Source organism: Stenotrophomonas rhizophila, assembly GCF_001704155.1.
GTDB lineage: Bacteria > Pseudomonadota > Gammaproteobacteria > Xanthomonadales > Xanthomonadaceae > Stenotrophomonas > Stenotrophomonas rhizophila_A.
Genome location: NZ_CP016294.1, coordinates 3,540,641 through 3,565,139 on the forward strand (window position 1 = coordinate 3,540,641; position 24,499 = coordinate 3,565,139).

A 24,499-nucleotide genomic window follows, 5' to 3' on the forward strand; every position below is an offset into this window, starting at 1 on the left:
GATATGCGATTTTTCCGGGTTTAGATCGAACTAATTTCACTTGCCAAGCCCGCTCCGGGTGTTGCAGGATCGGGTGCGTTCCGATCAAACACCCGATCGCATGGCCCGTCCCCCGCCGGACCTGCATCGCTTCGACTGCCTTTCCAGGCGGCCGGCGTGGTGCTGTCTGCCGAGGTCGCCGATGCGGGCTCCGCCTGCCGCCTGTCCCACCCGGGAGATCCCTGCATGACCCTGCCGCACCCCCGCCCTGCCCGCCGCGCCCTGCTTCCGCTGGCCCTCGCCCTGGCCTGCGCGCCGGTTGCCCTGCCCGTCTTCGCGCAGGGCCTGCAGACCTCCTTCGAGCCCGGCGAACCTGCCCCGCAGGCCAGCAAGGGCGGCGTGCAGGTGAAAATCGGCAAGGGCCCGGAGGCGCCGTATGCGGCCAAGCCCGGGGTGGGCTACAGCGGCCTGCGTGCCCTGCACTACGCCAGTGCCGGCGGTACCGCCACCACTACGCTGTTCACCACCGATGTAACCATCGACGCCGACACCACGCTGTCCTGGCTGGTGCTGCCGGAGATCGTGGGCGAGGACACGGTGGCCTCCACCTACGTTTCGCTGGACCTGGTGCTGGACGATGGCAGCCGGGTCTCGGCCAGCGCCGCGCGCGACCTGCACGGCATTTCGCTCGGCGCCAAGGCCCAAGGGGATTCCAAGACCCTCTACCCGCAGCAGTGGGCGCACAAGTCGGTGCGCCTGGGCGATGTTGAAGCACTGCGTGGCCGTCGCGTGGTCGCCCTCGAACTGGATCTGGGCAGCGCCGCCAACGCGCCGGTGTCCGGCTGGATCGACGATGTGCGCCTGGACAGCCAGCCGCGCACCGCCCCCGCCCGCCCGTCCGACTGGGTGCTCACCACCCGCGGCACGCAGGCCAATGGCACCTTCTCGCGCGGCAACAACTTCCCCGCCACCGCCGTGCCACACGGGTTCAACTTCTGGACCCCGGTGACCGATGCCGGCGCGCTGAACTGGCTGTATCGCTGGAACGAACAGAACAACGCGGCCAACCGCCCGCAGCTGCAGGCACTGGCCCTGAGCCACCAGCCCAGCCCGTGGATGGGCGACCGCCAAACCTTCCAGGTGATGCCGTCGGCCACCCGTGGCGTGCCGGAAGCGGACCGCGCCAAGCGTGCGTTGTCGTTCTCGCGCGATAACGAAAGCGCGCGCCCGTACCGCTATGCGGTGCGCTTCGACAACGGCATTGCCGCCGCCATCGCGCCGACCGACCACGCCGCGCTGTTCCAGTTTGATTTCCCCAAGGACGGCGATGCCAACCTTCTGTTCGACAATGTCGACGCGCGTGGCGGACTGACCCTGGATGCGGCCACGCAGACGCTGTCGGGCTACACCGATACGCGCAGCGGCCTGTCCAACGGCGCTACCCGCATGTACGTGGTGGCCAGCTTCGACCGGCCGTGGCGCAGCAGCGGCACCATCGCCAGCGGCCGGCCCACCGGCTACATCAAGTTCGACCCGGGCAGCGACCGTCGGGTGACCATGCGCATCGCCACCTCGCTGATCTCGGTCGAGCAGGCCCGCCACAACCTGGCGCTGGAACTGGCTGCTGAAGACACGCTCGCTACCGTCGCCGCCCGCGCACAGGACGCCTGGGACCAGCGCCTGGCCCGCTTCGACATCGGCCAGGCCAGCGACGACCAGAAGACCACGCTGTATTCCAGCCTGTACCGCCTGTACCTGTACCCGAATTCCGGGTTCGAGAATGCCGGTACCGCTGCCGCCCCGGACTGGCGTTACGCCAGCCAGGCCAGCGCCGCCGACGACAACACCGATGGCAGCGCGGTGCGCAGCTTCGCACCGATCCGCGATGGCAAGGTGTACGTCAACAACGGCTTCTGGGACACCTTCCGCACCACCTGGCCGGCGTATGCACTGTTCACCCCGGACGATGCCGGGCAGCTGGTGCAGGGCTTCCTGGAGCAGTACCGCGCCGGTGGCTGGGTGGCGCGCTGGTCCTCGCCGGGCTATGCCGACCTGATGGTGGGCACCAGTTCGGACGTGGCCTTCGCCGATGCCTACCTCAAGGGCATCAAGGGCTTCGATCCGGATGAGGCCTACCAGGCCGCCTTGAAGAACGCCACCGTGGTGCCGCCGGACCGCCATGTCGGCCGCAAGGGCATGGATAAATCCACCTTCCGTGGCTACGCCAGCGCCGACGTGCACGAAGGCATGTCGTGGACGATGGAAGGCGCGCTCAACGACTTCGGCATCGCCAACATGGCCACCGTGCTGGCGAAAACCGCCGGCAGCCCGGCCGCACGCGAGCGCTACAGCACCGAAGCGGCGTATTTCCGCGCCCGCGCCGGCACCTACGCCACCGTGTTCGACCCGGCCGCCGGCTTCTTCCAGGGCCGCAAGGACGATGGCAGCTGGCGCGTGGCTGCGAAGGACTACGATGCGCGCGTGTGGGGCCACGATTACACCGAATCCAACGGCTGGACGTTCGCCTTCACCGCCGCGCACGATGGCGAAGGCCTGGCCGGCCTGTACGGTGGCCGCGAAAAGCTGGCTGAAAAATTGGATACGTTCTTCAGCACCCCGGAAACCGCCGACCCGGAATTCTCCGGTTCCTACGGCGGCACCATCCATGAAATGACCGAAGCGCGCGATGTGCGCATGGGCATGTACGCGCACAGCAACCAGCCCTCGCACCACATTCCGTGGATGTACCTGTACGCCGGGCAGCCGTGGAAGACCCAGCAGCACGTCCGCGAGATCCTGTCGCGGCTGTACGTGGGCAGCGAGATCGGCCAGGGCTACCCGGGCGATGAGGACAACGGCGAAACCTCGGCGTGGTACGTGCTGGCCTCGCTGGGCCTGTACCCGCTGCGCATGGGTTCGCCGGAATATGTGATCGGCTCGCCGGCCTTCAGGCATGCCAAGGTGGAACTGCAGGGCGGCGCGGTGCTGACCGTGAATGCCCCGGAAAATTCGGACCGCAACGTCTACGTGCAGTCGCTGAAGATCAACGGCCAACCGTGGACCAGGACCTGGGTGCCGCATGAGGTGATTGCCAAGGGCGCCACGCTGGACTTCGAGATGGGTCCGGCGCCGTCCAGGTGGGGCACCGGGCCGGACGATGCGCCGCGCTCGTTGACCGCGCGCGGTGAACGCCCGGCGATTCTGCATGACCTGCTGGGCAGCGGCGCGCGTGCGCAGCTGGACGATGGGAAGGTGCTGGCGGCGCTGACCGATGATGACGCCGGCACCGTGGTGCCGTTCGGCGGCAAGGGCAGCGTGGTGTTCACCGGGGTGTCTGACGGCACGCCGTCGATGTACACCCTGACCAGCGGCAATGCGCCGATCCGAGGTGGCAAGTGGACCCTGGAAGCGCGCACGACCGGCGGCAGCTGGGTCACGCTGGACCAGCGCAGCGGTGAAACGTTCGAGTGGCAGCAGCAGACCCGTCCCTTCCGGATCGCCAAGCCGGGCCGTTATGCCGAGTACCGGTTGCGGATTGAAGGGCCGGGGCGGATGCAGCTGGCGGAAGTGGAGCTGCTGGCGCCGGCCGCACCGTGAAGAAAAGGGGGTGCAATGCGCCCCCTTTTCGGTTTACCTGCCGCGTACAAGACCCGCATACAACGCGAACAACTGCTTGAAGTACCGCTTTGCAGGACGAGTGCGCATGGCGCTGTTCCAGAGGGGGGGGAAGTGGTCGGGCCCAGGGTGGCGGGGTCCAGCGGACCACCGCCACGGCCGGGCCGCGTGGGGGTATTTGGCCCGATGGAGGTTGCAGGCCGGTGACGCCGGGACTGCGGCGATGTTGCCGACCCCGGAAACGAAAAAGGGATCGGTGCGCTGCACCGATCCCTCTCTTTTGCCTACCGACTAACAGTCGGTAGCTACCAGGTATCCAACCCTCAGGCCTTTTCCGCCTCGAGTTGTTTCCGGATTTGCGCATCCACCGCGGCAATGGCGGTCATGTTGAGCACGCGGCGCGAGGTCGCGCTGGTGGTCAAAATGTGCGCCGGCTTGGCCACGCCCATCAGGATCGGGCCGATCGCCACGCCGTCGGTGAACACGCGAACCAGGTTGTAGGCGATGTTGGCCGCTTCCAGGTTGGGCAGCACGAACAGGTTGGCGCGGCCCTTCAGCGTGCTGTCGGGCAGCAGCTTCTGGCGCAGCGCTTCATCCCACGCGGTATCGCCCTGCATTTCACCGTCCACGTTCAGACGCGGGTTGCGCTTGAGCAGCAGCTCGCGCACGGTGCGCATCTTCAGCGCGTCCTTGGAATCGTGGCTGCCGAAGTTGGAGTGCGACAGCAGCGCCACCTTCGGCTCGATCCCGAACAGCTTCATGCGGTAGGCCGCCTGCAGCGTGGCTTCGCAGATCTGCTCGGCCGTGGGGTCTTCCTGCACGTGCGTGTCCACGAAGAAGAACACGCCCTGCTGGTTGATCACACCGGTCATGGCCGAGGTCGAGGTGACCTTCGATTCCAGCGGCAGGACGCTACGCACGTAGCCCAGTTTCTTGTGGAAGCGGCCCACCACGCCGGTGAGCAGCGCATCGGCTTCGCCGCGTGCCACCATCACCGCCGCGATCAAGGTCGGACGCGAGCGCATCAGGTTCTTGGCCGCCGCCACCGTCACGCCGCGACGGCCGGTGAGGTTGTGGTAGTACTGCCAGTAGTCGTTGAAACGCGGATCGTCGTTGATATTGGTGACGTCGAAATCAACGCCGGCCTTCATGCGCAGGCCCATGCGCTCGATGCGCGATTCGATCACGTCCGGGCGGCCGATCAGGATCGGGAAGGCCAGGCCTTCGTCGACCACGTTCTGCACCGCGCGCAGCACCACTTCTTCTTCGCCTTCGGCGTACACCACGCGCTGCTTATCGGCGCGCGCGCGGTCGTACACCGGCTTCATCATCAGGCTGGTGCGGTAGACGAACTGGGCCAGCTTCTCGCGGTAGGCACCCATATCGGCCACCGGGCGGGTGGCCACGCCCGAATCCATCGCGGCCTGCGCCACGGCGGCCGACAGCTCCACCAGCAGGCGGCGGTCGAACGGGCGCGGAATCAGGTAGTCGCGGCCGAAGCTCGGGGTGTCATCGCCATAGGCCGAACCCAGGTCGCTGGCTTCGCGGCGCGCCATCGCAGCGATCGCGTGCACGCAGGCGATCTTCATTTCTTCGTTGATCGCCGTGGCGCCCACGTCCAGCGCACCGCGGAACAGGTACGGGAAGCAGAGCACGTTGTTGATCTGGTTCGGGTAGTCCGAACGGCCGGTGCCGATCAGCGCATCCGGGCGCACTGCGCGCGCCACTTCCGGCATGATTTCCGGGGTGGGGTTGGCCAGCGCGAAGATCACCGGGTCCTTGGCCATGGTCTTGACCATGTCCGCGGTGAGGATGCCCGGCGCCGACAGGCCCAGGAAGATATCGGCGCCATCGACGATCTCGGCCAGCGTGCGCTTGTCCGTATCACGGGCATAGCGCTTCTTTTCCGGGTCCAGGTCGGCACGGCCGGTATGGATCACACCTTCGCGGTCGAACGCCAGGATGTTTTCCGGCTTCAGGCCCAGCGAGACCAGCATGTTCACGCACGACACACCGGCGGCGCCCATGCCGGTGGTGGCCAGCTTCACTTCTTCGATCTTCTTGCCGGTGACGACCATGGCGTTGAGCACCGCGGCGCCGACGATGATCGCCGTGCCGTGCTGGTCGTCATGGAACACCGGGATGTTCATCCGCTCGCGCAGCTTGCGCTCCACGATGAAGCACTCCGGCGCCTTGATGTCTTCCAGGTTGATGCCGCCGAAGGTCGGCTCCAGCGAGGCGATGATGTCGACCAGCTTGTCCGGGTCGTTTTCATTGATCTCGATGTCGAACACATCGATACCGGCAAACTTCTGGAACAGCACGCCCTTGCCTTCCATCACCGGCTTGCCGGCCAGCGGGCCGATGTTGCCCAGGCCCAGCACGGCGGTGCCGTTGGAGATCACGGCCACCAGGTTGCCACGGGCGGTGAGCTCGCTGGCCTGCTGCGGGTCGGCCAGGATGGCTTCGCAGGCGTGGGCCACGCCCGGCGAATAGGCCAACGACAGGTCGCGCTGGGTCAGCATCGGCTTGGTCGCCGTGACCTTGATCTTGCCCGGCGGCGACATGCGGTGATAGTCGAGGGCGGCCTGTTTGAAATCTTCGTTGGACATCGCTTTCTGCAGATGAATGGGCGAGAGGAACAGGGGATCATACCCCCGTTGGCGGTGTTGGACCTGTCGCTACGCTGTCGCGATCATGCTGCGACCGCACATCAGGCAGGCCGTGCGCCGGCGTATGCCACGCCAGCCTGACGGGCTCCGATGACAACTTACATCACCGGAAACCCCTATGAAAAAGCAGGCCGTGCCGCCCAAGGGGGGGACAGCACGGACCTGCTGCACACACATCAGGGGGAGGGGCGTGTTCAGTGCGCCGGGGCGGTCAGCGGCGACGGCAGGTCGTCGGTGGCCAGCGGCGGCAGCTCGGCCTCGCGGCCATCCAGGGCCAGCGCCAGGCGGTTGCGGTCCAGCGCGCCTTCCCAGCGCGACACCACCACCGTGGCCACCGCATTGCCGATGAAGTTGGTCAGCGAGCGGCATTCGCTCATGAAGCGGTCTACGCCCAGGATCAGCGCCATGCCGGCCACCGGCACTTCCGGCACCACCGCCAGGGTGGCGGCCAGGGTGATGAAGCCCGCCCCGGTCACGCCCGCAGCGCCCTTGGAGCTGAGCATCGCCACCAGCAGCAGCGCGATCTGGTGGCCCAAGGTCAGTTCGGTATTGGTGGCCTGGGCGATGAACAGCGCGGCCAGGGTCATGTAGATGTTGGTGCCGTCCAGGTTGAACGAGTAGCCCGTGGGGACCACAAGGCCCACCACCGACTTGCTGCAGCCGGCCTTTTCCATCTTTTCCATCAGCGACGGCAGCGCCGATTCCGAGGACGAGGTGCCCAGCACCAGCAGCAGTTCGGCCTTCAGGTAGCGGGCCAGCTTGAACACCGAGAACCCGCACAGGCGGCAGACCACGCCCAGGATGACCGCCACGAACAGGAACGCGGTGAGGTAGAACGAACCCACCAGCCAGGCCAGGTTGATCAGCGAGCCCACCCCGTACTTGCCGATGGTGAAGGCGATGGCACCGAACGCACCGATCGGCGCGGCCTTCATCAGGATGTGGACCAGGCGGAACACCGGGGCGGTCAGCGCCTCCAGGAAGGTCAGCACCGGGCGGCCGCGCTCACCCACCAGGGCCAGCGAAATGCCGAACAGCACCGCCACGAACAGCACCTGCAGGATATTGCCATCCACGAAGGCGCTGACCAGCGTGGCCGGGATGATGTCCATGACGAAGCCGGTGAGGGTCAGCTCGTGGGATTTTTCCACGTAGCTGTGCACCGCCGTCTGGTCCAGGTCGGCCGGGTTGATGTTCATGCCGGCGCCGGGCTGCACCACGTGCGCCACCACCATGCCCACGATCAGCGCCAGGGTGGAGAAGAACAGGAAGTAGGCCATCGACTTGGCGAACACCCGACCCACGGTGCGCAGGTGGGTCATGCCGGCGATGCCGGTGACGATGGTCAGGAAGATCACCGGGGCGATGATCATCTTCACCAGCTTGATGAAGCCATCGCCCAGCGGCTTGAGCGATTCGGCGAAGGCCGGCTCGTAATGGCCAAGGATGGCGCCCAGCACGATCGCCACCACCACCTGGAAATACAGCTGGCGGTAGAACGGCAACGGCTTGGCTGCAAGCGGGGCAGCGGTGGGAACGTGCATGGGAAACTCCGGCAGTGTCACGGGGATGCCGGCCGCAGGCGGCGGCATCGGGCGTGGTCTTTTTACGCCCGCTGCATCGCCACGCAGATAACCTATTGGTACTAGCCCCCCTGTTCAGCCAAGCCCAGTGCCTACACTGCACGGGCACCGCGCCCCCACGGCGGCGGGTGGCCGTGTCGTTCCGGGCCTTGTGGCCCAACAGTTTTCCCGCTCGCGGCCGTTGTTGTTCTGCCCCACTTTTTAGAAGCCAGACCATATCCATGCGCCTGACCCCCCTGTTTATCGCCCTCACCGCCCTGTCCGCCCCCCTCGCCGCGTCCGCCGCGGACTGGGACAACTGGCCGACCAAGGTGTCCTTCAGCGACGGCACCGAACTGGCCGCCACTGCCAACATCGCCTATGACCTCAACGACTTCTCCGGCGCCGACGCGTTCGAAGATGACGATGCGGTACGCCGCAAGGAGTTCGGCGCGACCCTGAAGAAGAAGGGCGTGTACGACGCGATGGTGTACTACGACTTCCAGGCCGACACCTGGCTGGACGTGTTCTTCCGCTTCGAGAGCAAGGCCGTGTTCGGCAAGGACATCGGCCGCTTCCGCTTCGGCTACATGAAGACCCCGGTCGGCCTGGATTCCAACACCTCCTCGCGCGCCGGCAGCTTCGTGGAAACCGCCCTGCCCGTGCAGGCCTTCTACGCCGGCCGCCGCACCGGTGCCGAGTGGGTGCTGGAGCGCCCGCAGTACCTGATGCAGGTCGGCGCCTATGGCGGCAAGGACCTGCAGGGTGACAACCCCGGCACCACCCAGGCCGTGCGCGGCGTGTGGACCCCGGTGAAGGCACCGGGCGATGTGATCCACCTGGGCCTGGCCTATTCGCAGGAAAACCCGCGCGGCTACCGCGACGGCCGCGATGTGCACTTCAATGCCAGCGCCCGCCTGCGCGCGCGCCCGGAAGCCGGCCTGACCGACATCCGCCTGGTGGACTCGGGCTCGTTGGTCACCGCCGACCAGATCCGCCGCACCGGCCTGGAGGGCATCTACATCCATGGCCCGTTCTCGGTGCAGGCCGAAGCGCTGCGCACCACCGTCACCCGTGATGGCAAGCCGGATTACACCGGTGATGGCCAGTACGTGATGGGCAGCTGGATCGTCACCGGCGAATCGCGCCCGTACAGCGCCGGCGCCGTGGCCAACGTGAAGCCGGCGCACGATTACGGCGCGGTGGAACTGCTGGCCCGTTACAGCCGCATCGACCTGGACGACGCCGACGTGTTCGGTGGCCGCCAGCACGACTGGACCGTGGGCGCCAACTGGTACCTGACCAGCCACTTCAAGTTCCAGGCGAACTACGTGTGGGCCGATGCGAGCCGCCGTGGCGTGCGGACCAAGCCGGAGATCTTCGAGCTTCGGGCGCAGGTTCACTTCTGATGTTCAACGGCGGGTGCGTGCAACGCGCACCCGCCGGCACGCCGTAAACTGACGCCATGTACCGCGTCTCCCGCTACCGCCCGTTGCTGTTGACCCTGCTGGTCATGGTGGGCGGTACGCTCCTGGCTGGCCTGGTTGCCGGCCGCTATGCCCAGCAGCGCGCCCTCGCAGCCGAAAGCAGCCAGGTGCGCCGCCAGCTGGACCTGTACGCGCAGACGCTGCAGCAGCGCATCGATCGCTTCCGTACCCTGCCCCAGCTGCTGGCGCTGGACCCGGAACTGCTGCAGGCGGTGAGCAACCCGCTCGATGACGCCGAGCGCCACCGGCTCAACCTGAAACTGCAGCAGGCCAACAACGTCACCCGCGCCTCCACCCTGACCCTGATCGACCGCCACGGCGTAGCGGTGGCTGCCAGCAACTGGGACCAGCCCACCACGAACGTGGGTGAGGACTACAGCTACCGGCCCTACTTCCAGCAGGCCATGACCAAGGGCACCGGGCGCTTCTACGGCATCGGCATGACCACGGCGGTGCCGGGCTACTTCCTGTCACAGGCGATCCTCGACCACGAGGGCGATGTGCTGGGTGTCATCGCCATCAAGATCGAGCTGCGGGCGCTGGAGCAGGAATGGCTGCAGAGCACCGACATCGTGATGGCCAGCGATGCGCATGACGTGGTGTTCCTGGCCAACGGCGATGCATGGCGCTACCGCCTGCTGCGCCCGCTCTCCCCGGCCGAGCGCAAGGAGATGCTGGCCACCCGCCAGTACGCCGACCGCTCGCTGCAGCCGCTGCAGGCGCGCACGCTGGATGTGTTGGCCGATGGCGGGCGCATGGTGCGGCTGGAGCAGCCCTCGCTGCCGCGCCCCATGCTGTGGCAGACCTACGTGCTGGATGACCCGCAGTGGAAGCTGCACCTGCTGCACGATGCCGGCGCCAGCGCCGCCGTGGGCCGCAGTACCGCGCTGGCCGCCGGCGGCATCTGGCTGGCGCTGTGCTTCCTGGCGCTGTTCGTCCAGCAGCGCCGGCGCCTGGCCTCGCACCGGCAGCGCAGCCGGCTGGAACTGGAGGCGGTGCTGCAGCAGCACGCACAGGAACTGCGCACCGCGCAGGATGGCGTGCTGCAGGCCGCCCAGCAGGCCGACAGCGGGCTCAGCCGCAGCTTGGCGCACCTGCCGCAGGGCGTGGTGGTGATCGACAGCGAGCAGCGGTTGGTGGCGTGGAATGCGCGTTACCTGGAACTGTTCCGGTTCCCGCCGGACCTGATCCGGGTGGGTGTGCCCATTGCCGAGGCGTTTCGCTACAACGCCCGCCGCGGCCTGCTCGGCCCGGGACCGATTGACGAGGCCATCGAGCGTCGCCTGAACCACCTGCGCAGCGGCCGGCCGCACATGCGCGAGAGCGAGAAGGACGACGGCACGGTGCTGGAGATTCGTGGCAACCCGCTGCCCGATGGCGGCTTCGTCACCAGCTACGCCGATATCACCGCCTACAAGAACACCGCACGTGAGCTGCGCTCGCTCGCCGATGCGCTGGAACACCGCGTGGCCGAGCGCACCCGCGACCTGGACGAGGCGCGGCGTGAGGCCGAGCGCGCCAACCGCTACAAGACCCGCTTCGTGGCCTCGGCCGTGCATGACCTGCTGCAGCCGCTCAATGCGGCGCGCATGTTCGTCTCGGTGCTGCGCGGCAAGCTGAGTGGCGATGCGCGCGAGCTGAGCGAGCATGTGGATGCTGCACTGGCCGCGCAGGATTCCATCCTCAACAGCCTGCTGGATATCTCGCGGCTGGAATCGGGCACGCTGCAGACCCATGTGCGTGCGTTTGCGCTGTCGCCACTGCTGGAAACACTGGCGCGTGAGTTTGGGATTGCCGCCAAGGCGCGTGGGCTGCGGCTGGACTGGGTGGATACCCGTGCGGTGGTAGTGAGCGATGAGGCGCTGCTGCGTCGCATCCTGCAGAATTTCCTCTCCAACGCACTGCGCTATACGCCGCGTGGGCGGGTGCTGATCGGGTGCCGCCGGGTGGGCGACCAGCTACGCATTGAGGTGCATGACCAGGGCCCGGGTATTCCGGAGAGCCTGCAGGGCGAGATCTTCGAGGAATTCCGGCGGCTGGATGATGGCGTGGACCAGGAGCGCGGGGCCGGGCTGGGCCTGGCGATCGTGGAGCGCATCGGGCGGCTGCTGGGGCACCGCATCAGCCTACGCTCCACACTGGGCAGCGGCAGCGTGTTCGCCGTGACCGTGCCGCTGGGCAGCGCCGATGCGATACCGGCGCCCGCCCCTGCCCCGGCGGTGTCGGCGGATTCGGGCGATGACAGCCCACTGCGGCAGTGCCGGGTGTGGAGCATTGATGATGACCCGCGTGTCTGTGCGGCTACCCGCGCCCTGCTGGAACGCTGGGGCTGCCGGGTGGAGCTGGCCGATGGCCCGCATGCCGCGCTGGAGATTGCCTCTGCATTGAACGTGCCGCAGCTGGTGCTGCTGGACGTACGCATGGGCCAGTGGCATGGGCCGGACCTGTACGAGCAGCTGTGCGAGCTGTGGCGGGCACGGCCACCGGTGATTCTGGTTACTGCTGAACGCGATGATGCGTTGAAGGCGCAGGCGGCGGAGAACGGCTGGGGCTTCCTGTCCAAGCCGGTTCGCCCGCCGGCCCTTCGGGCGCTGATGACGCAGTTGCTGGTGCGCCACCGGGCGTAAACCGGTGTGCACCTCACCGGCGCGAGATGCTGCTCTTCGTTGATGGTCATGCCATTACCGAACGCTCGGGCATGCTCGGCGGTCGATTGGGATGCGACCCTACCGGGATCCGCCCGGCTGCTTCGGTAGGGTCGGACCCCGGTCGACTGCACGTAACGCTGCTACGTGCGACGAACGCATGACCTCCGAACGGAATGCGCTTCTTCGCCGACGGTCATGCCGTTACCGAACGTTCGAACGGCGTCGGCGGTCGATCGGGATGCGACCCTACCGGGCGCACCCCGCGATACCGGACCAATCCCGTTACTCCGACGCCTTTTCGGTTGTCGTATCGGCCAGCCGTCGGCTCTTCTTCGGAGCGTGGTCCAGATACCGATACGGCACCGGGATCGGCGTCTCATCCAACGTCAGCGTGATGCGCTTGTGCTCCACTTCAACCATGACGCGACTGCCTACCGGCAGCTCAAACCGTTCCATCCACATGCCGCGCAGTACCAGGCAGGGAATGCGACCACCGTCAGGGAGCGCATGACCGCCGGGATGTGAGAAGGACCCGACACGCAGGCTCTCCGGCACATGCATGCCGATGCGGGTTTGGGGCTGTTCGTTGGAATGCAGATCCGAATTTGAACGACGCATTTGCCACCTCCAAGGAAGTCTCCCTCGCCGGAATGGCGAGGGAGTCGGGAGGTTGAAATCCGCTCAGCAACACACGGCGCGACGTATTCCCACGAGGGTGTTCTATTTCGCCACCCTCCCGACAAAAGGCACGTCAACGTTCAGTTACTGAGGAGATTTCAAGCTCCGAGGCAACACCATGCACCATGCAGCGCGCAAAGTTAAATTGCTTGTTTTGAATGATATTCGAGTATTGATAGGCGCACACTTTGGCTCGTCGCAATCAGCGCGGAAAGGCATACTATTCGCGCAGAAGCCGAGGTAGGGTCGCGCACCTGCCGACTGCACGGACGGATGAGCGGCGCGACGAAGGCATGCCCCATCCGGAAGACGCAGCTTCGGCGAGGTTGATACCGACACCGCGCTACCGTGCAGGGTCAACGGTCGATTGGCAGGAGAGATGAGATGAATCGAATTCAGGCATCTACCATCATCTACCTCGGAGCCATCGCATCCACGCTGGTGGTCCTGTTCGTGCTGATGTTCGACAGATTTACCTACTACGACTACGAGATCACGCAGTGCGCGGCTGGCGATGCGACGTTGCATGTAAGGCTCACCGGCTCCTACGACCCGAGCAGACCACGTACCCGCGCGTCCCCCTATAACCTTTTTATCGAGGTTTCCGGCGTCGACGACAAGCACGCTATTACCAGCGTCTCCGTAAGACCAGCGTCGCCTGGCCTGTCGCAGATGTTTCCTTCCATGGAGCGATTTGAGGGAGGAGGATCTGGCGCAAGCGACATGTCTTTTCGCCTTCTTTCAACCGGGCTCCCGCTCGGGTACGACGACCAGTTGATTGAGGGAACGATTATGGGAGAATTGCCCGGCGAACAACCTAGACGCTTTTCCTGCCTGGTCAGGCGGGACCTCCATAGCGAGTGGCGTGCGCCGTGGATGGATGCCTTCATGAGTGTCTAGGCGCGGCGGGACTCCCTCGCACTACACGGAACACGTGGGAAGAAGGTCAGTGTTTCTGGCGTTCCGATGGATCAATTGGCTACTGACAGAAGGCCGAGGGAGCCCCCCCCGGTTGCATTGGGTGGCATGAGAACTGCAGTTCTCGTGTGCCAACGTCGAGGCACCCATCGGCCACAGAGCTGGCATTCTCAACAAAGAACGCCGACTTCTCGGCGGCGGCGGCGCCGCCCGAGATCATCAAGCCGGCAAGGATCGCCCAGCCAGCAGGCGATGTGCGCTAATTCTTATATCTCATGTCGCACGAAATCACAGTTCCCAAATCGATCTTCGTCAGCTCGATGACGTATCTGCGGGAACGTACGTCCTGTCGTGGTCTCTACGTAGTGGATGTTTCCGCTCATATTCCTACGCCTTTAACGATGCGCTTTAAGGTTCCAGCTACTCACCCGTTGGCGCATCGTTATGCCTGACGCCAATGAACTTCTTCGCAGCCCCCCTAACTTCACCCCAAGCCGGATGACAGAGCCCTTCAAACCCTTCTCCCTGGAATACGGCTTCGGGCAGCGCATTCACTAAAGAAACCATTTCTTCAAGCGCGACGCGGACCCGCTCTGAGATCCCTTGCCACTGTAAAAGTGCTTGTCCTGCGAGCAGCTCCTGCCGCAATTCCCACGCTGCCGCGCTGATCTCCCCCATGTCCAGATAGGCGCGTTCAGGCCCGCCGGCTACGCTTAGCACGGCGGCATCGAGATAGAAGAGGCAATTTTTCATCGACTCTTCGAGGCTAATCTGCTCCGCATTCTCCACAGGACTCTTCCTCTTCTCGTCGTATCTCAAGGGTGTGGCATGGTTTGGCTCGTCCTTGAGATTCTCGCGACCTGAGGTAAGAGCGCGTCTTCGGTTTGGGTCATGCCGTTATCGTGATGATGGGCCGTATCGGCGGTCGATTGGGATGCGACCCTACCTGTTGGGGCAACGCTTGGTTTGCACCGCGTTGCCACACACGCCGGGCCTAGGTGAGGTCTGCGCCTGCGTCGCCTTCTGGTTCAAGGGCCTTTACCAGTACCGCTGCCTGGGTGCGGCTGACACACTCGAGCTTTTTCAGGATGGCGGTTACGTGGACTTTTACGGTGTTCTCAGCAAGCCCCAGTTCGTAGGCGATCTGCTTGTTGAGCAGGCCATCGGCGAGGCACAGGAGCACGCGGAATTGCTGGGGGGTCAGCTGGGCCAGGCGGGCTGCGAGCAATGCGTCGGATTCGCTGCGCTCTGCTGCCATCGCCGGGAACCAGAGGCCGCCGTCGAGTACTGCTGCGACGGCCTGGCCGATGGTTTCGGCCGGGGCGGATTTGGGGATGAAGCCGGCGGCGCCGAACTGCTGGGCACGGCGGATGACACGTGGGTGGTCGTTGGAGGAGACGATGACCACCGGGATGTCCGGGTGGGAGCCACGTACGTGCAGGAGTGAGGAGAAGCCCCGGGCGCCGGGCATGGTCAGATCCAGCAGGACCAGCTCGATTTCCGGGTGCTGGTTGAGGGCTACTTCCAGGGCTTGGGCGCTGGCCACCTCGATGACCTGGACCGCTGGGAGAGCCTGGCGTAGGGAGTGGACGACGGCGGCGCGGAGTAGCGGGTGGTCGTCGGCTACGAGGATGGTGGTTTCGCTCATGGGGGGATTGTAGGGGGGAATTTTGGATCCCGCGAAGAGCGGACACGCATGGGTGGGGTTGCCACCCAGCGGTAGGGGTACGCCATGCGTGTCCGCGCGGAAAGAAGCGCAACCCGTGCACCCCACGTGGTTCCGTTCAGCGCGGCTGGGTACTGCCCTTCCAGGCGTCGAGGAACTGGCGGCGTTTCAGGGCATCCAGGTAGACCAGCAGGCCCGGGCCCAGCAGGATCGGGCGGTAGCTGCGGCCGGGGGCGCGGCCGCGCTGGGTGGGGACGATCGACATCAGGCGCGCTTCGCGGGAGAGCACCTGCTGGCCGCGGGGGGATAGCAGGTAGTCGAGGAAGCGACGGGCTTCTGCTGCGTTCTGGGCCGTGCGCGGGATGACGGCGGTGCGCAGGACAACGAGGGTGTAGTCCTCGGGCTCGACGATGCCCAGTGGAGCGCCGGCGTCGATGCGGGCCTGGGCGTAGGAGCCCAGTACGTTGTAGACCAGCGAGAGCTGGCCGCTGCTTACGCGGTCCAGCAGTACACCGGTGCGTTCTTCGAGCTGTACCTGGTTGTCGCCCAGCGCGCCGAGCAGCGCGCCGGCCATGCTGCCGCGCTGGCCGTCCTGGGTGGCCAGCAGGTAGCCGACGCTGCTGCGCTCCACGTCGTAGGTGCCAACCTTGCCGGCCAGCGGGGCGTCCGGGGCGCGCAGCAGTTCGAGCAGCTGGCGGCGGGTTTTCGGGACGCGGGCCGCTGGCAGGGTACGGGTGTTGTAGACCATCGCCACCGGTTCGTAGCTGATACCGAATGCTTCATGCCGCCATTGCGCCCACGCGGGCAGTGCGTCGGTCTGCGGCGAGCGGTGTGGCAAGGCGTGGCCGTCGTTGACCAGCTTGGCCTGCAGGTCCATGCCGCTGCTGATCAGCATGTCCGGGCCGGTGGGGCTGTGGCGCTGGCGCAGGTACTGGGCGTACATGTCCTGGGTGATGACGTCTTCGTAGACGATCTCGGTGCCGGGGTGCAGGCGCTGGTAATCGGTGATGACGGTGGCGAACACTTCGATGTCGGTGGAGCCGTGGATGCGCAGCTCGGCCGTGGCGGTGCCCTTGGCCGGGAAGCGCTGCACATCGCCAGGGGCGGCGAACGCCGGCCCTGCCGCCAGCAGCAACAACAGGAACACGGTGCGCATCATGCGTGCAGCCTCGGCAGACGGATGGTGGCCACCAGCCCGCCGCTGGGCCGGTTGCTCAGGTCGATCTGGCCGCCGTGGCTGTCCACCACGCGCTTGACGATGGCCAGGCCCAGCCCTGCCCCGCCCGGTGCGGCATCTTCGCCACGGGCGAAGCGCTCGAACACGCGCTCGGCATCGCCCGGCGGAATGCCCGGGCCGTGGTCGGCGATGGTGACCACGCAGTAGGTACCCTCTTCGGTGAGCGCGACCTGCAACGGGCCGTCGCCGCCGTACTTGAGGGCGTTGTCGATGAGGTTCTTGATTGCTTCGCGCAGCAGCAGTGCGTCGCCCTGCACGCGCGAGGAGGCCACGCCCACGGCCAGCTGCACGCGTGGAGCAGGCAAGGCCTGCGGCAGCGCTTCGTGCAGCGCCTGGTGCACGGTTTCCACCATGTCCACCGGGGCGAAGCGCTGCAGGTTAGAGCGGTGGATCACGCTGGCATCGCTGAGCAGCTGGTTGAGCAGGCGGCTCATGTGGGTAGCGTTGCGGTCGATGGCGGCCAGGCTGCGGCGCATGTCTTTGGGGTCGTCGTCGTCCAGCGCCAGTTGTGCCTGCGCACGCAGGGCGGCCAGCGGGGTGCGCATCTGGTGGGCGGCTTCGGCCATGAAGGCGCGCAGGGTTTCATTGCTGCTGGACAGGCGCGCCATGAAGCGGTTCAGCGCGGCCACCATCTGGTCCATCTCGCGCGGCACGCGGGCATCCAGCGGGCTCAGGTCGGACGGCTCACGCCGCGACAGTTCGCGCTCCACCTTCACCAGCGGGCGGAAGGCGCGGTGCACGCCAAAGGCAACCAGCGCCAGCGACAGCAGCGAAAGCACGCCGATGGCGAGCAACGCGCGGTTGACGATGTCCTGCGCTACCGCTTCGCGCGCGCGTCGCGTCTGGCCGACCTGTACACGTACTTCGGCCTGCGCCGATGGCGAGGAAACGCGCCGCGACACCACTACGAAGCGCACGGTTTCACCACTGTACTGGGCATCAAACAACTGGGGTTCGTCCGAAGGCGTGCGTGGCGGCAGAGGGAGATCGGCGTAGCCGGTCACGGTGCGGTTCTGGCCGTCGAACACGCGGTAGAACACGCGGTCATCCGGCGCCATCGACAAGAGGTCCAGCGAGGCATACGGCAGATCCACCTGCCACTGCGCATCCACCAGCGCCACCGAGTCGATGATGGACAGCGCTGACGACACCAGCAGGTGGTCGTAGGAACGGTTGGCGGCACGCTGGCCGTAATCGCGGGCGGCAAACAGCAACGCTACGGCGAACACCGCCAGCAGCACGCCCAGGTACAGGGTGAGCGTGCGCCGCAGGGAGCTGGGCGCGCGGGTTTCAGCCTTCGGCATCGGGCGTGCCGTCGATGGCTTCGAGCAGGTAACCACTGCCACGCACGGTGACGATGCGCAGCGGCGCATCGGCCAGCTTCTTCCGCAGGCGGCCCACATACAGTTCGATGGCATTCGGGCCCGCTTCGTCGTCGAAGCCGAACAGCCCGTTGCCGATCTCGTCCTTGCCGACCACGTGGCCCAGCCGGCCCATCAGGATTTCCAGCAGGCGGTACTCGCGGTTGGGCAGTTCAATCGGCTGGCCATCCAGACTGACCCGGTGCGAGGCGTTGTCGAACTGGAAGCCGCCGATCTGCACCACTTCGCTGGCCTGCCCGCGCGTGCGCCGCAGCAGCACGCGGCAGCGCGCTTCGAATTCGCGGAAATCGAACGGCTTGCCCAGGTAATCGTCCGCGCCCACGTCCAGCGCCTGCACGCGGTCTTCGATGCCATCGCGCGCAGTAAGCATCAGCACCGGGGTGGCATCGCCACGCTCGCGCATGCCCGCCAGCACGCGCAGGCCATCGAGCTTGGGCAGGCCGATATCCAGCACCACCAGGTCGAAGCTCTGGTAACGCAGCACGCTGGCGGCGGCCAGGCCGTCGTTCTGCCAATCCACCGCGTGGCCACTGCGGCGCATGCGGCGGACGATGGCGTCGGCCAGGTCCGGGTTGTCTTCTACCAGCAGGATGCGCATCGGGCGGAAACAGGCGGGGGTGCGGGAATCCTAGCGCGAGCGGGGTGTGCCGTGGGTTGCGCTGCGCTGCAGCAGGCGCCGACAGGTGGATGACAGCTTCCCCGCACTAGGCTGCGCCATCGCCAGGCACCCCCGTGCGGACGCGTCCCGACAACCTGCGGGTTGGCATGGCCCACACGCCCTGCCCGCCCACCGCCATGTACCTGGGAGGGTTCATGCACTTCAATCTCCTGCGTTGCCGCGGGCTGGCCGCCTGCGCCCTGTTGTTGCCCATCGCCCCGCTCTGGGCCGCCGATGAGGTCGATGCGGACCGACCGGTCACCGCCACCTTCGGCGGCCGCCTGCACCTGGATTTCGCTGATTTCGACAACGATGCGCGCGGCACCCCGAACAAGGACGACACCGAGATCCGCCGTGCCTGGCTGGACATGTCCGGCAGGTTCTTCGTGGTGGACTACAAGCTGGAAGCGGACTTCTCCGGCGACCAGGTGGAAGCCAAGGATGTCTACGTCAGCCGTGATTTCAGCGGCGGCAAGCTCAGCGTGGGCCAGTTCAAGCAGTTCTTCTCGCTGGATGACCGCACCGGCTCCAACTACGGCAGCTTCCTGGAGCGAGGCAACGCGGGCACCACGCTGGCGCCGCTGTACCGGCTGGGCGCGTCGTGGCAGGCTGCCAAGAACGACATGACCTGGGCCGCCAGTGCCTACAGTCTGGAGAGCATCGATGCGTGGCAGGTGAAGGGCCGTGCGGCCGGCGGCCGCGCCACCTGGGCACCGGGCGCCACTGCCGGCGACGTGCTGCACCTGGGGCTGTCGCTGGCGCATGAGCGCTACGACACCCCGGGCGCCAACGGCGTGCCGGCGCTGCGGATCCGCCCGCGCCCGGCTGGGCACCTTTCCGACAATAGCCGGCTGACCCTGATCGATTTCTCTTCCGGGCGCGATACCGACGTCAACAAGTGGTCGCTGGAATACGCGCAGGTGCGCGGCCCGCTGTCGTGGCAGGGCGAGTTCAGCGGCGCCACCTTCGATGACGGCAGCCAGCGCGGCACGGTGCTGGCGGGCTACGGGATGCTGAGCTGGTTCGTCACCGGCGAATCGCGCGGCTACGACCGCAAGACCGGGCGCTTCGCGCGCATCAAGGACATCCGCCACAAGGCCGGTGCGTTCGAGCTGGCGCTGCGTTACGACCAGATGCGCGGCGAGCAGCACCTGTCCGGCCAGCCGGACCTGATCGATGCGCGCACCGACGCCTGGACCCTGGGCGGCAACTGGTACCTGCGCCCGAATCTGCGCTTCATGCTGAACCTGATCGACAGCCGCAACCGCGATTACCTCGCCGCGGCCACCGTGGACCACACCCGAGCCGTTACCGGCCGCCTGCAGTTCGATTTCTAACCCCCCTTGCAAGGAAACCCGCAGATGATGCTGAGCATCCTCGGTTTTGGCATGGTCATTACGTTCATGTACTTGATCATGAGCAAACGACTGTCGCCCCTGGTCGCGCTGATCACCATTCCCATCGTGTTCGCGCTGATGGGCGGCTTCGGTGCGGATATCGACCAGATGATGCTGGATGGCATCAAGAAGATCGCGCCCACCGGCGTGATGTTGATGTTCGCCATCCTGTACTTCGGGGTGATGATCGATGCGGGCCTGTTCGACCCGCTGGTGCGGATCATCCTGCGCCTGGTCAAGGGCGACCCGATGAAGATCGTGCTGGGCACGGCCGCATTGGCGATGCTGATCTCGCTGGATGGCGATGGCTCGACCACCTACATGATCACCGTGTCGGCGATGCTGCCGCTGTACCAGCGACTGGGCATGAGCGCGTTGAACATGACCTGCGTGACCATCCTGGCCGGCGGCGTGATGAACCTCACCCCGTGGGGCGGGCCGACCGCGCGTGCGGCCACGGCGCTGCACGTGGACCCGGCCGATGTGTTCATTCCGCTGATCCCAGCGATGGTGCTGGCCTGCATCTCCGTGCTGCTGCTGGCCTGGTACCTGGGCCTGAAGGAGCGCCGTCGGCTGGGTGTGGTGACGCTGCCCAAGGGGGGCAGCTGGATGGATGCCAGCGTTTCCGATGACGGCGCGCTGCCCACCGTGGAAGATGCCGAAGACACCAAGCGACCGAAGCTGCTGTGGGTGAACCTGGGCCTGACCCTGGCGCTGATGACGGCGCTGGTGATGGGCGTGCTCCCGATGCCGGTGCTGTTCATGGTCGGCTTTGCAATCGCATTGGTCATCAACTACCCGAACCTGGCCGAGCAGCGCCGCCGCGTGGTGAACCATGCCGGCAACGTGCTGTCGGTGGTGTCGCTGATCTTCGCGGCGGGCATCTTCACCGGCATCCTCAACAACACCGGCATGGTGGAGGCGATGTCGCACAGCTTCCTGGCCATCATTCCCGATGCCTGGGGCCCTTACCTGGCGGTGATCACCGCGCTGGCCTCGATGCCGTTCACGTTCTTCATGTCCAACGACGCCTTCTACTTCGGCGTGCTGCCGATCCTGTCCGAGGCGGCCGGCAACTACGGCATCACCCCGGTGGAAATGGCGCGCGCCTCGCTCGCCGGCCAGCCGGTGCACCTGCTCAGCCCGCTGGTGCCATCGACCTACCTGCTGGTGGGCCTGGCCAAGGTGGAATTTGCCGACCACCAGAAGTTCACCCTGAAGTGGGCGGTGATGGTGTCGCTGGTGCTGATGGCCGGCAGCCTGCTGTTCGCGCTGTATCCCCTTGCCGCTTGACCCGGGAGATTCCGAGATGACCCTTCGTATCGCATACGTCACCAGCGGCATGGGCAGCGTGGGCACCGCCATCTGCCAGAAGCTGGCTCGCACCGGGCACACGGTGGTGGCCGGCTGTGCGCCCAATTCGCCGCGCAAGGCCGGTTGGCTGCGCGAACAGCGTGAGCTGGGCTTTGATTTCATCGCCTCTGAAGGCAATGCGGCGGACTGGCAATCCACGGTGGCGGCCTTCACCAAGGTCAAGGCCGAAGTGGGTGAGATCGACGTACTGGTCAACAACGCCGGCGGCAGCCGCGACGTGCTGTTCCGGCAGATGACCCAGGACGACTGGAACGCGGTGATGGGCTCGAACCTGCATGCGCTGTTCAACATCACCAAGCAGGTGATCGACGGCATGGCCGGCCGCGGCTGGGGCCGCATCATCAACATCGGCTCGGTCAGCGCGCACAAGGGCCAGATCGGCCAGGTCAACTTCGCCACCGCCAAAGCGGCGATGCACGGCTTCAGCCGGGCGCTGGCCAATGAAGTGGCCACGCGCGGGGTAACGGTCAACACCATTTCGCCGGGCTACATTGCCAGCCAGTCGATCAGCAGCTTCCCGCCGGATGTGCTGGACCGCCTGGCAGGCTCGGTCCCGATCCGCCGCCTCGGCAAGCCTGAAGAGGTGGCCAGCCTGTGTGCGTGGCTGGCGTCGGATGATGCCGCGTATGTGACCGGCGCCGATTACGCCGTGAACGGCGGGTTGCATATGTTCTGATGCAGTGCCGGGATGACGGGCAATGTGCCGACCAACGGTCGGCTCCTACCCTGCATCCTGGATCGATGTCGCCCTGGTCGGTAGCGCCCGACCGTTGGTCGGGCGGCGACGCGGAGTTAGAACTCCGCGCTGACCGTCATGAACAATTGCCGAGGCGCGCTCGCATGGATCGCGTAGCGCGTACCGGTCGGGTCGGTCGGGGCAAATGAGCTCAGCTGACCCGCGTACCGCTTGTTGGTCAGGTTGGTGGCGTTGAGCGAGACCTTGATGTCGCGCAGGCCGAGGCCCGGCCCGAACGAATACCCCATGCCCGCATCGAAGGTGGTCACGCCCGGCACCGACTGATCGTTCGTGTAGGTGTAATAGCGCTTGCCGGTGTACTTGGCACGCAGGCTGGCAAAGAAGCCATCCCGGTTCCAGCTGATCTCGCTGGAGGCCATCCGCTGCGGCGTATCCACGGTGATCTTGCCGGCCACCGGCACCACCGCGCCGCCCGAGGTGTAATCATCCTCGTAGGTGCTCTTGTTCCACGACACCGCGTTGTACCACTGCAGCCCATCCACCGGCTTGAGGATGAAGGTCAGCTCCGCGCCCTGGCTCTTCACCGAGCCGACGTTGATGAAGCGGGTGATGCACTCCGGCCGCGTGCCCACTTCAATGCTGGTGCAGGGATTGAGCGACAGCAGGCGGTTGTCGAACATCACGTGGTAGGCCGCGATCGAGGCCTGGTACTTCTCGCCGAAGGTACGGAAGCCCGCTTCGAACGAACGCGACTTTTCCGGCTCCAGATCGTCCACGCTGGCCGCGAACGATTCCGGCGACACCTGCAGCGGGCCACCACTGCCACCGCCGACGAACGCGGCAATGTTCTCCGCGTAGGAGGCGAACAGCTCGTTGTTCGCGTTGAGCTTGAAGCCGATACCGGCCTGCGGCAGCACCGATTCCTTCGCGGTCAGGGTGCCAGAGGCATAACTGGCCTCGGTACCCGGCTTGGATACGGCGGTCATGCGCGTGTTCGGGCTCTTGATGCCCACGTCCACGGTCAGCCTGTCGTCGAGGAAACGCATGCGGTCCTGCACGTAGAACTGGCGGGTGCGGATGTCATAGTCCTGGTCGAACAGGCGACGGTTCGGGTAATTTAGGTACCCATCATCGAGGAACGGCCCGGTGATGTAGTAGAAGTTGCGCTCGACATTGTGGTCATTGCGCTCGTACCACAGCCCGGCTTCCAGCTCGTGCAGGCCAAGCTGCCAGCTCAGCGCAGCGGTGACGCCCTGCCGGTTGATGGTGTAGTTGGTGCTGCGGATGGAGATCGGCAGCGCCTGCGGGGTGCCGGGATTGGACGCCTGCCCCGGTGCCCACCAGTGGCCCTGGCCGCGGTTCTCGTGGTGGTAGGCCAGCAGCTTCAGGCGGGCGCTGTCGCCCAATGCCAGATCCGCATCCAGCGAGTACAGGTTGTCATCGCGCAGCGCACGGCTCTGGTAGTACGCATCGTCGATGCTGTTGACACCACCGCTGAAGGCGCAGCGCTGCGGGTTGTAGGTGGCCGGCGCGCAGTAGGCCGCGGCCAAGGCGCGATCCCAGTCCGGGGCGTAGATGTTCCAGTCCCAGCCCAGGCCGCGCTCGAGCATGCTTTTGGACAGATAGGCGTAGTTGGCCTGGCTCACCCGCGAGGTGGCGGCGAATGCGCCAAAGCGGTGATCACCCACGTTCCACACCGCCTTGGCGTTGAACTGCCGGGTAGTCTGGTTCTGGTTCGGTTCGGCCCACATGTCCGCGTCCTGGTGCACGCCGGAAACGTACGCCGAGAAGCCGTTGAGGTCGCCGGTGTCCACGCGCAGGAAGCCACGCCGCTGGTTGTCGTCGCCGACGGTGACGCTGGCACGGCCGCCAAACTCCGTGGACGGGTCCTGCGAGAAGTACTGGATGGTGCCGCCAAGGTTGCTGGTGGAGGCCACGCCCAGCGAGCCGATGCCCTGCGACAGTTCGGCGCCGGCCAGATTCTCGGCGATCAGTGCACGCGCAATGCTCAACCCGTTGTAGTTGCCGTAGCTGTTGTCGCCCAGCGGAATGCCATCAAGCGTATAGCCCAGGCGGCTCTTGTCAAAGCCGCGCAGGCTGATGGTCTGCGATTCCTCGTTGGCGCCGAACGCGTCGTTGGACTGTACCGAGACGCCGGGCAGGCGGTCGAGGATCTTCTGCGCGCTGGTGCCGGGCGGCAACACCTGCTTGTCCACGGCCGTAACGCGCTGCACCTGGCGGGTTTCGCCCTGGCCGATCACCGATACGGCGTCCAGGGTGCGGGCGCTGGGCGCGCCGCTGGCGTCGAGGGAGCTGTCCACGTCGGCGGCGTGCGCATTTGCAGCGCACAGCGCGATCGCCACGGCGATCGTCAGGGGTCGGTTGAGCATGAGGGTCCGTTACATGATGGAGGTGCCTGCGTGGTGCAGGTGCGCGGCCATCATGGGGACGGAAGATGAAAGGATTCTTACGGGTTGGCGAGGCTCGTCGCAAAGTGCGACCGGGTGCATGGAATGCGTGGGTCCAATT

The 24,499-nt window shown here is 66.0% G+C and carries 16 protein-coding genes; 7 read left to right on the forward strand and 9 right to left on the reverse strand.

Annotated features, from left to right (window positions below; genetic code table 11):
- Positions 1-225: 225 nt before the first annotated feature.
- Positions 226-3,576: a GH92 family glycosyl hydrolase gene (locus tag BAY15_RS15775; protein ID WP_068853952.1), complete on the forward strand. Its 3,351-nt coding sequence runs from the start codon at positions 226-228 to the stop codon at positions 3,574-3,576.
- Positions 3,577-3,917: 341 nt separating this feature from the next.
- On the opposite strand, the gene BAY15_RS15780 is transcribed toward BAY15_RS15775, so the two are convergent.
- Together BAY15_RS15780 and BAY15_RS15785 are read right to left on the reverse strand one after the other, a co-directional pair.
- Positions 3,918-6,206, reverse strand: a complete 2,289-nt coding sequence (locus tag BAY15_RS15780; RefSeq protein WP_068853953.1) for an NADP-dependent malic enzyme — start codon at positions 6,204-6,206, stop codon at positions 3,918-3,920.
- A 254-nt stretch (positions 6,207-6,460) separates the two neighbouring features.
- Positions 6,461-7,810 (reverse strand): dicarboxylate/amino acid:cation symporter, encoded by a 1,350-nt coding sequence (locus BAY15_RS15785; RefSeq protein ID WP_068854775.1) that lies wholly within the window; start codon positions 7,808-7,810, stop codon positions 6,461-6,463.
- 260 nt (positions 7,811-8,070) lie between these two features.
- On the opposite strand from BAY15_RS15785, the gene BAY15_RS15790 reads away from it, so the two are divergent.
- On the forward strand, positions 8,071-9,237 hold the full coding sequence (locus BAY15_RS15790) for an OprO/OprP family phosphate-selective porin (protein WP_068853954.1): 1,167 nt from the start codon (positions 8,071-8,073) through the stop codon (positions 9,235-9,237).
- A 56-nt stretch (positions 9,238-9,293) separates the two neighbouring features.
- Positions 9,294-11,942 (forward strand): hybrid sensor histidine kinase/response regulator, encoded by a 2,649-nt coding sequence (locus BAY15_RS15795; RefSeq protein WP_068853955.1) that lies wholly within the window; start codon positions 9,294-9,296, stop codon positions 11,940-11,942.
- A 303-nt stretch (positions 11,943-12,245) separates the two neighbouring features.
- Here BAY15_RS15795 and BAY15_RS19275 read toward each other — a convergent pair whose 3' ends face one another.
- Complete coding sequence (locus BAY15_RS19275; RefSeq protein WP_157771767.1) at positions 12,246-12,581, reverse strand: hypothetical protein; 336 nt, start codon at positions 12,579-12,581, stop codon at positions 12,246-12,248.
- A gap of 444 nt (positions 12,582-13,025) precedes the next feature.
- Here BAY15_RS19275 and BAY15_RS15805 point away from each other — a divergent pair, with 444 nt between their 5' ends.
- Complete coding sequence (locus BAY15_RS15805; protein ID WP_068853957.1) at positions 13,026-13,541, forward strand: hypothetical protein; 516 nt, start codon at positions 13,026-13,028, stop codon at positions 13,539-13,541.
- Positions 13,542-13,979: 438 nt separating this feature from the next.
- Here the strand turns inward: BAY15_RS15805 and BAY15_RS15810 are convergent, their stop codons facing one another.
- The 5 genes from BAY15_RS15810 to BAY15_RS15830 all read right to left on the reverse strand — a co-directional run bounded on the left by BAY15_RS15810 (position 13,980) and on the right by BAY15_RS15830 (position 18,442).
- A complete protein-coding gene (locus tag BAY15_RS15810; RefSeq protein ID WP_208856109.1) occupies positions 13,980-14,312 on the reverse strand; it encodes a hypothetical protein in 333 nt (110 codons plus the stop codon).
- Positions 14,313-14,553: 241 nt separating this feature from the next.
- Positions 14,554-15,207 carry a LuxR C-terminal-related transcriptional regulator gene (locus BAY15_RS15815; protein WP_068853959.1) on the reverse strand — a complete coding sequence of 218 codons (654 nt, stop codon included), beginning with the start codon at positions 15,205-15,207 and terminating at the stop codon, positions 14,554-14,556.
- Positions 15,208-15,343: 136 nt separating this feature from the next.
- Positions 15,344-16,384: an ABC transporter substrate-binding protein gene (locus BAY15_RS15820; RefSeq protein ID WP_068853960.1), complete on the reverse strand. Its 1,041-nt coding sequence runs from the start codon at positions 16,382-16,384 to the stop codon at positions 15,344-15,346.
- The gene (locus BAY15_RS15825; protein ID WP_068853961.1) at positions 16,381-17,766 is read right to left on the reverse strand and encodes a sensor histidine kinase; all 1,386 of its coding nucleotides are present in this window, start codon (positions 17,764-17,766) and stop codon (positions 16,381-16,383) included. The genes BAY15_RS15820 and BAY15_RS15825 overlap by 4 nt, the downstream gene beginning before the upstream one ends.
- Positions 17,753-18,442, reverse strand: coding sequence for a response regulator transcription factor (locus BAY15_RS15830; RefSeq protein ID WP_068853962.1), 690 nt, complete (start codon positions 18,440-18,442; stop codon positions 17,753-17,755). The genes BAY15_RS15825 and BAY15_RS15830 overlap by 14 nt, the downstream gene beginning before the upstream one ends.
- Before the next feature lie 215 nt (positions 18,443-18,657).
- On the opposite strand from BAY15_RS15830, the gene BAY15_RS15835 reads away from it, so the two are divergent.
- Genes BAY15_RS15835 through phbB form a run of 3 tightly spaced genes read left to right on the forward strand, consistent with a single transcriptional unit; the run spans position 18,658 to position 21,949 of the window.
- Entirely contained in the window at positions 18,658-19,839 is a 1,182-nt protein-coding gene (locus BAY15_RS15835; protein ID WP_068854777.1) for an OprO/OprP family phosphate-selective porin, read from the forward strand.
- A 27-nt stretch (positions 19,840-19,866) separates the two neighbouring features.
- The gene (locus tag BAY15_RS15840; protein WP_068854779.1) at positions 19,867-21,192 is read left to right on the forward strand and encodes a CitMHS family transporter; all 1,326 of its coding nucleotides are present in this window, start codon (positions 19,867-19,869) and stop codon (positions 21,190-21,192) included.
- A gap of 16 nt (positions 21,193-21,208) precedes the next feature.
- A complete protein-coding gene (gene phbB, locus BAY15_RS15845) occupies positions 21,209-21,949 on the forward strand; it encodes an acetoacetyl-CoA reductase (RefSeq protein WP_068853963.1) in 741 nt (246 codons plus the stop codon).
- A 116-nt stretch (positions 21,950-22,065) separates the two neighbouring features.
- Here phbB and BAY15_RS15850 read toward each other — a convergent pair whose 3' ends face one another.
- A complete protein-coding gene (locus tag BAY15_RS15850) occupies positions 22,066-24,360 on the reverse strand; it encodes a TonB-dependent receptor (RefSeq protein WP_068853964.1) in 2,295 nt (764 codons plus the stop codon).
- Between the last annotated feature and the right edge of the window lie 139 nt (positions 24,361-24,499).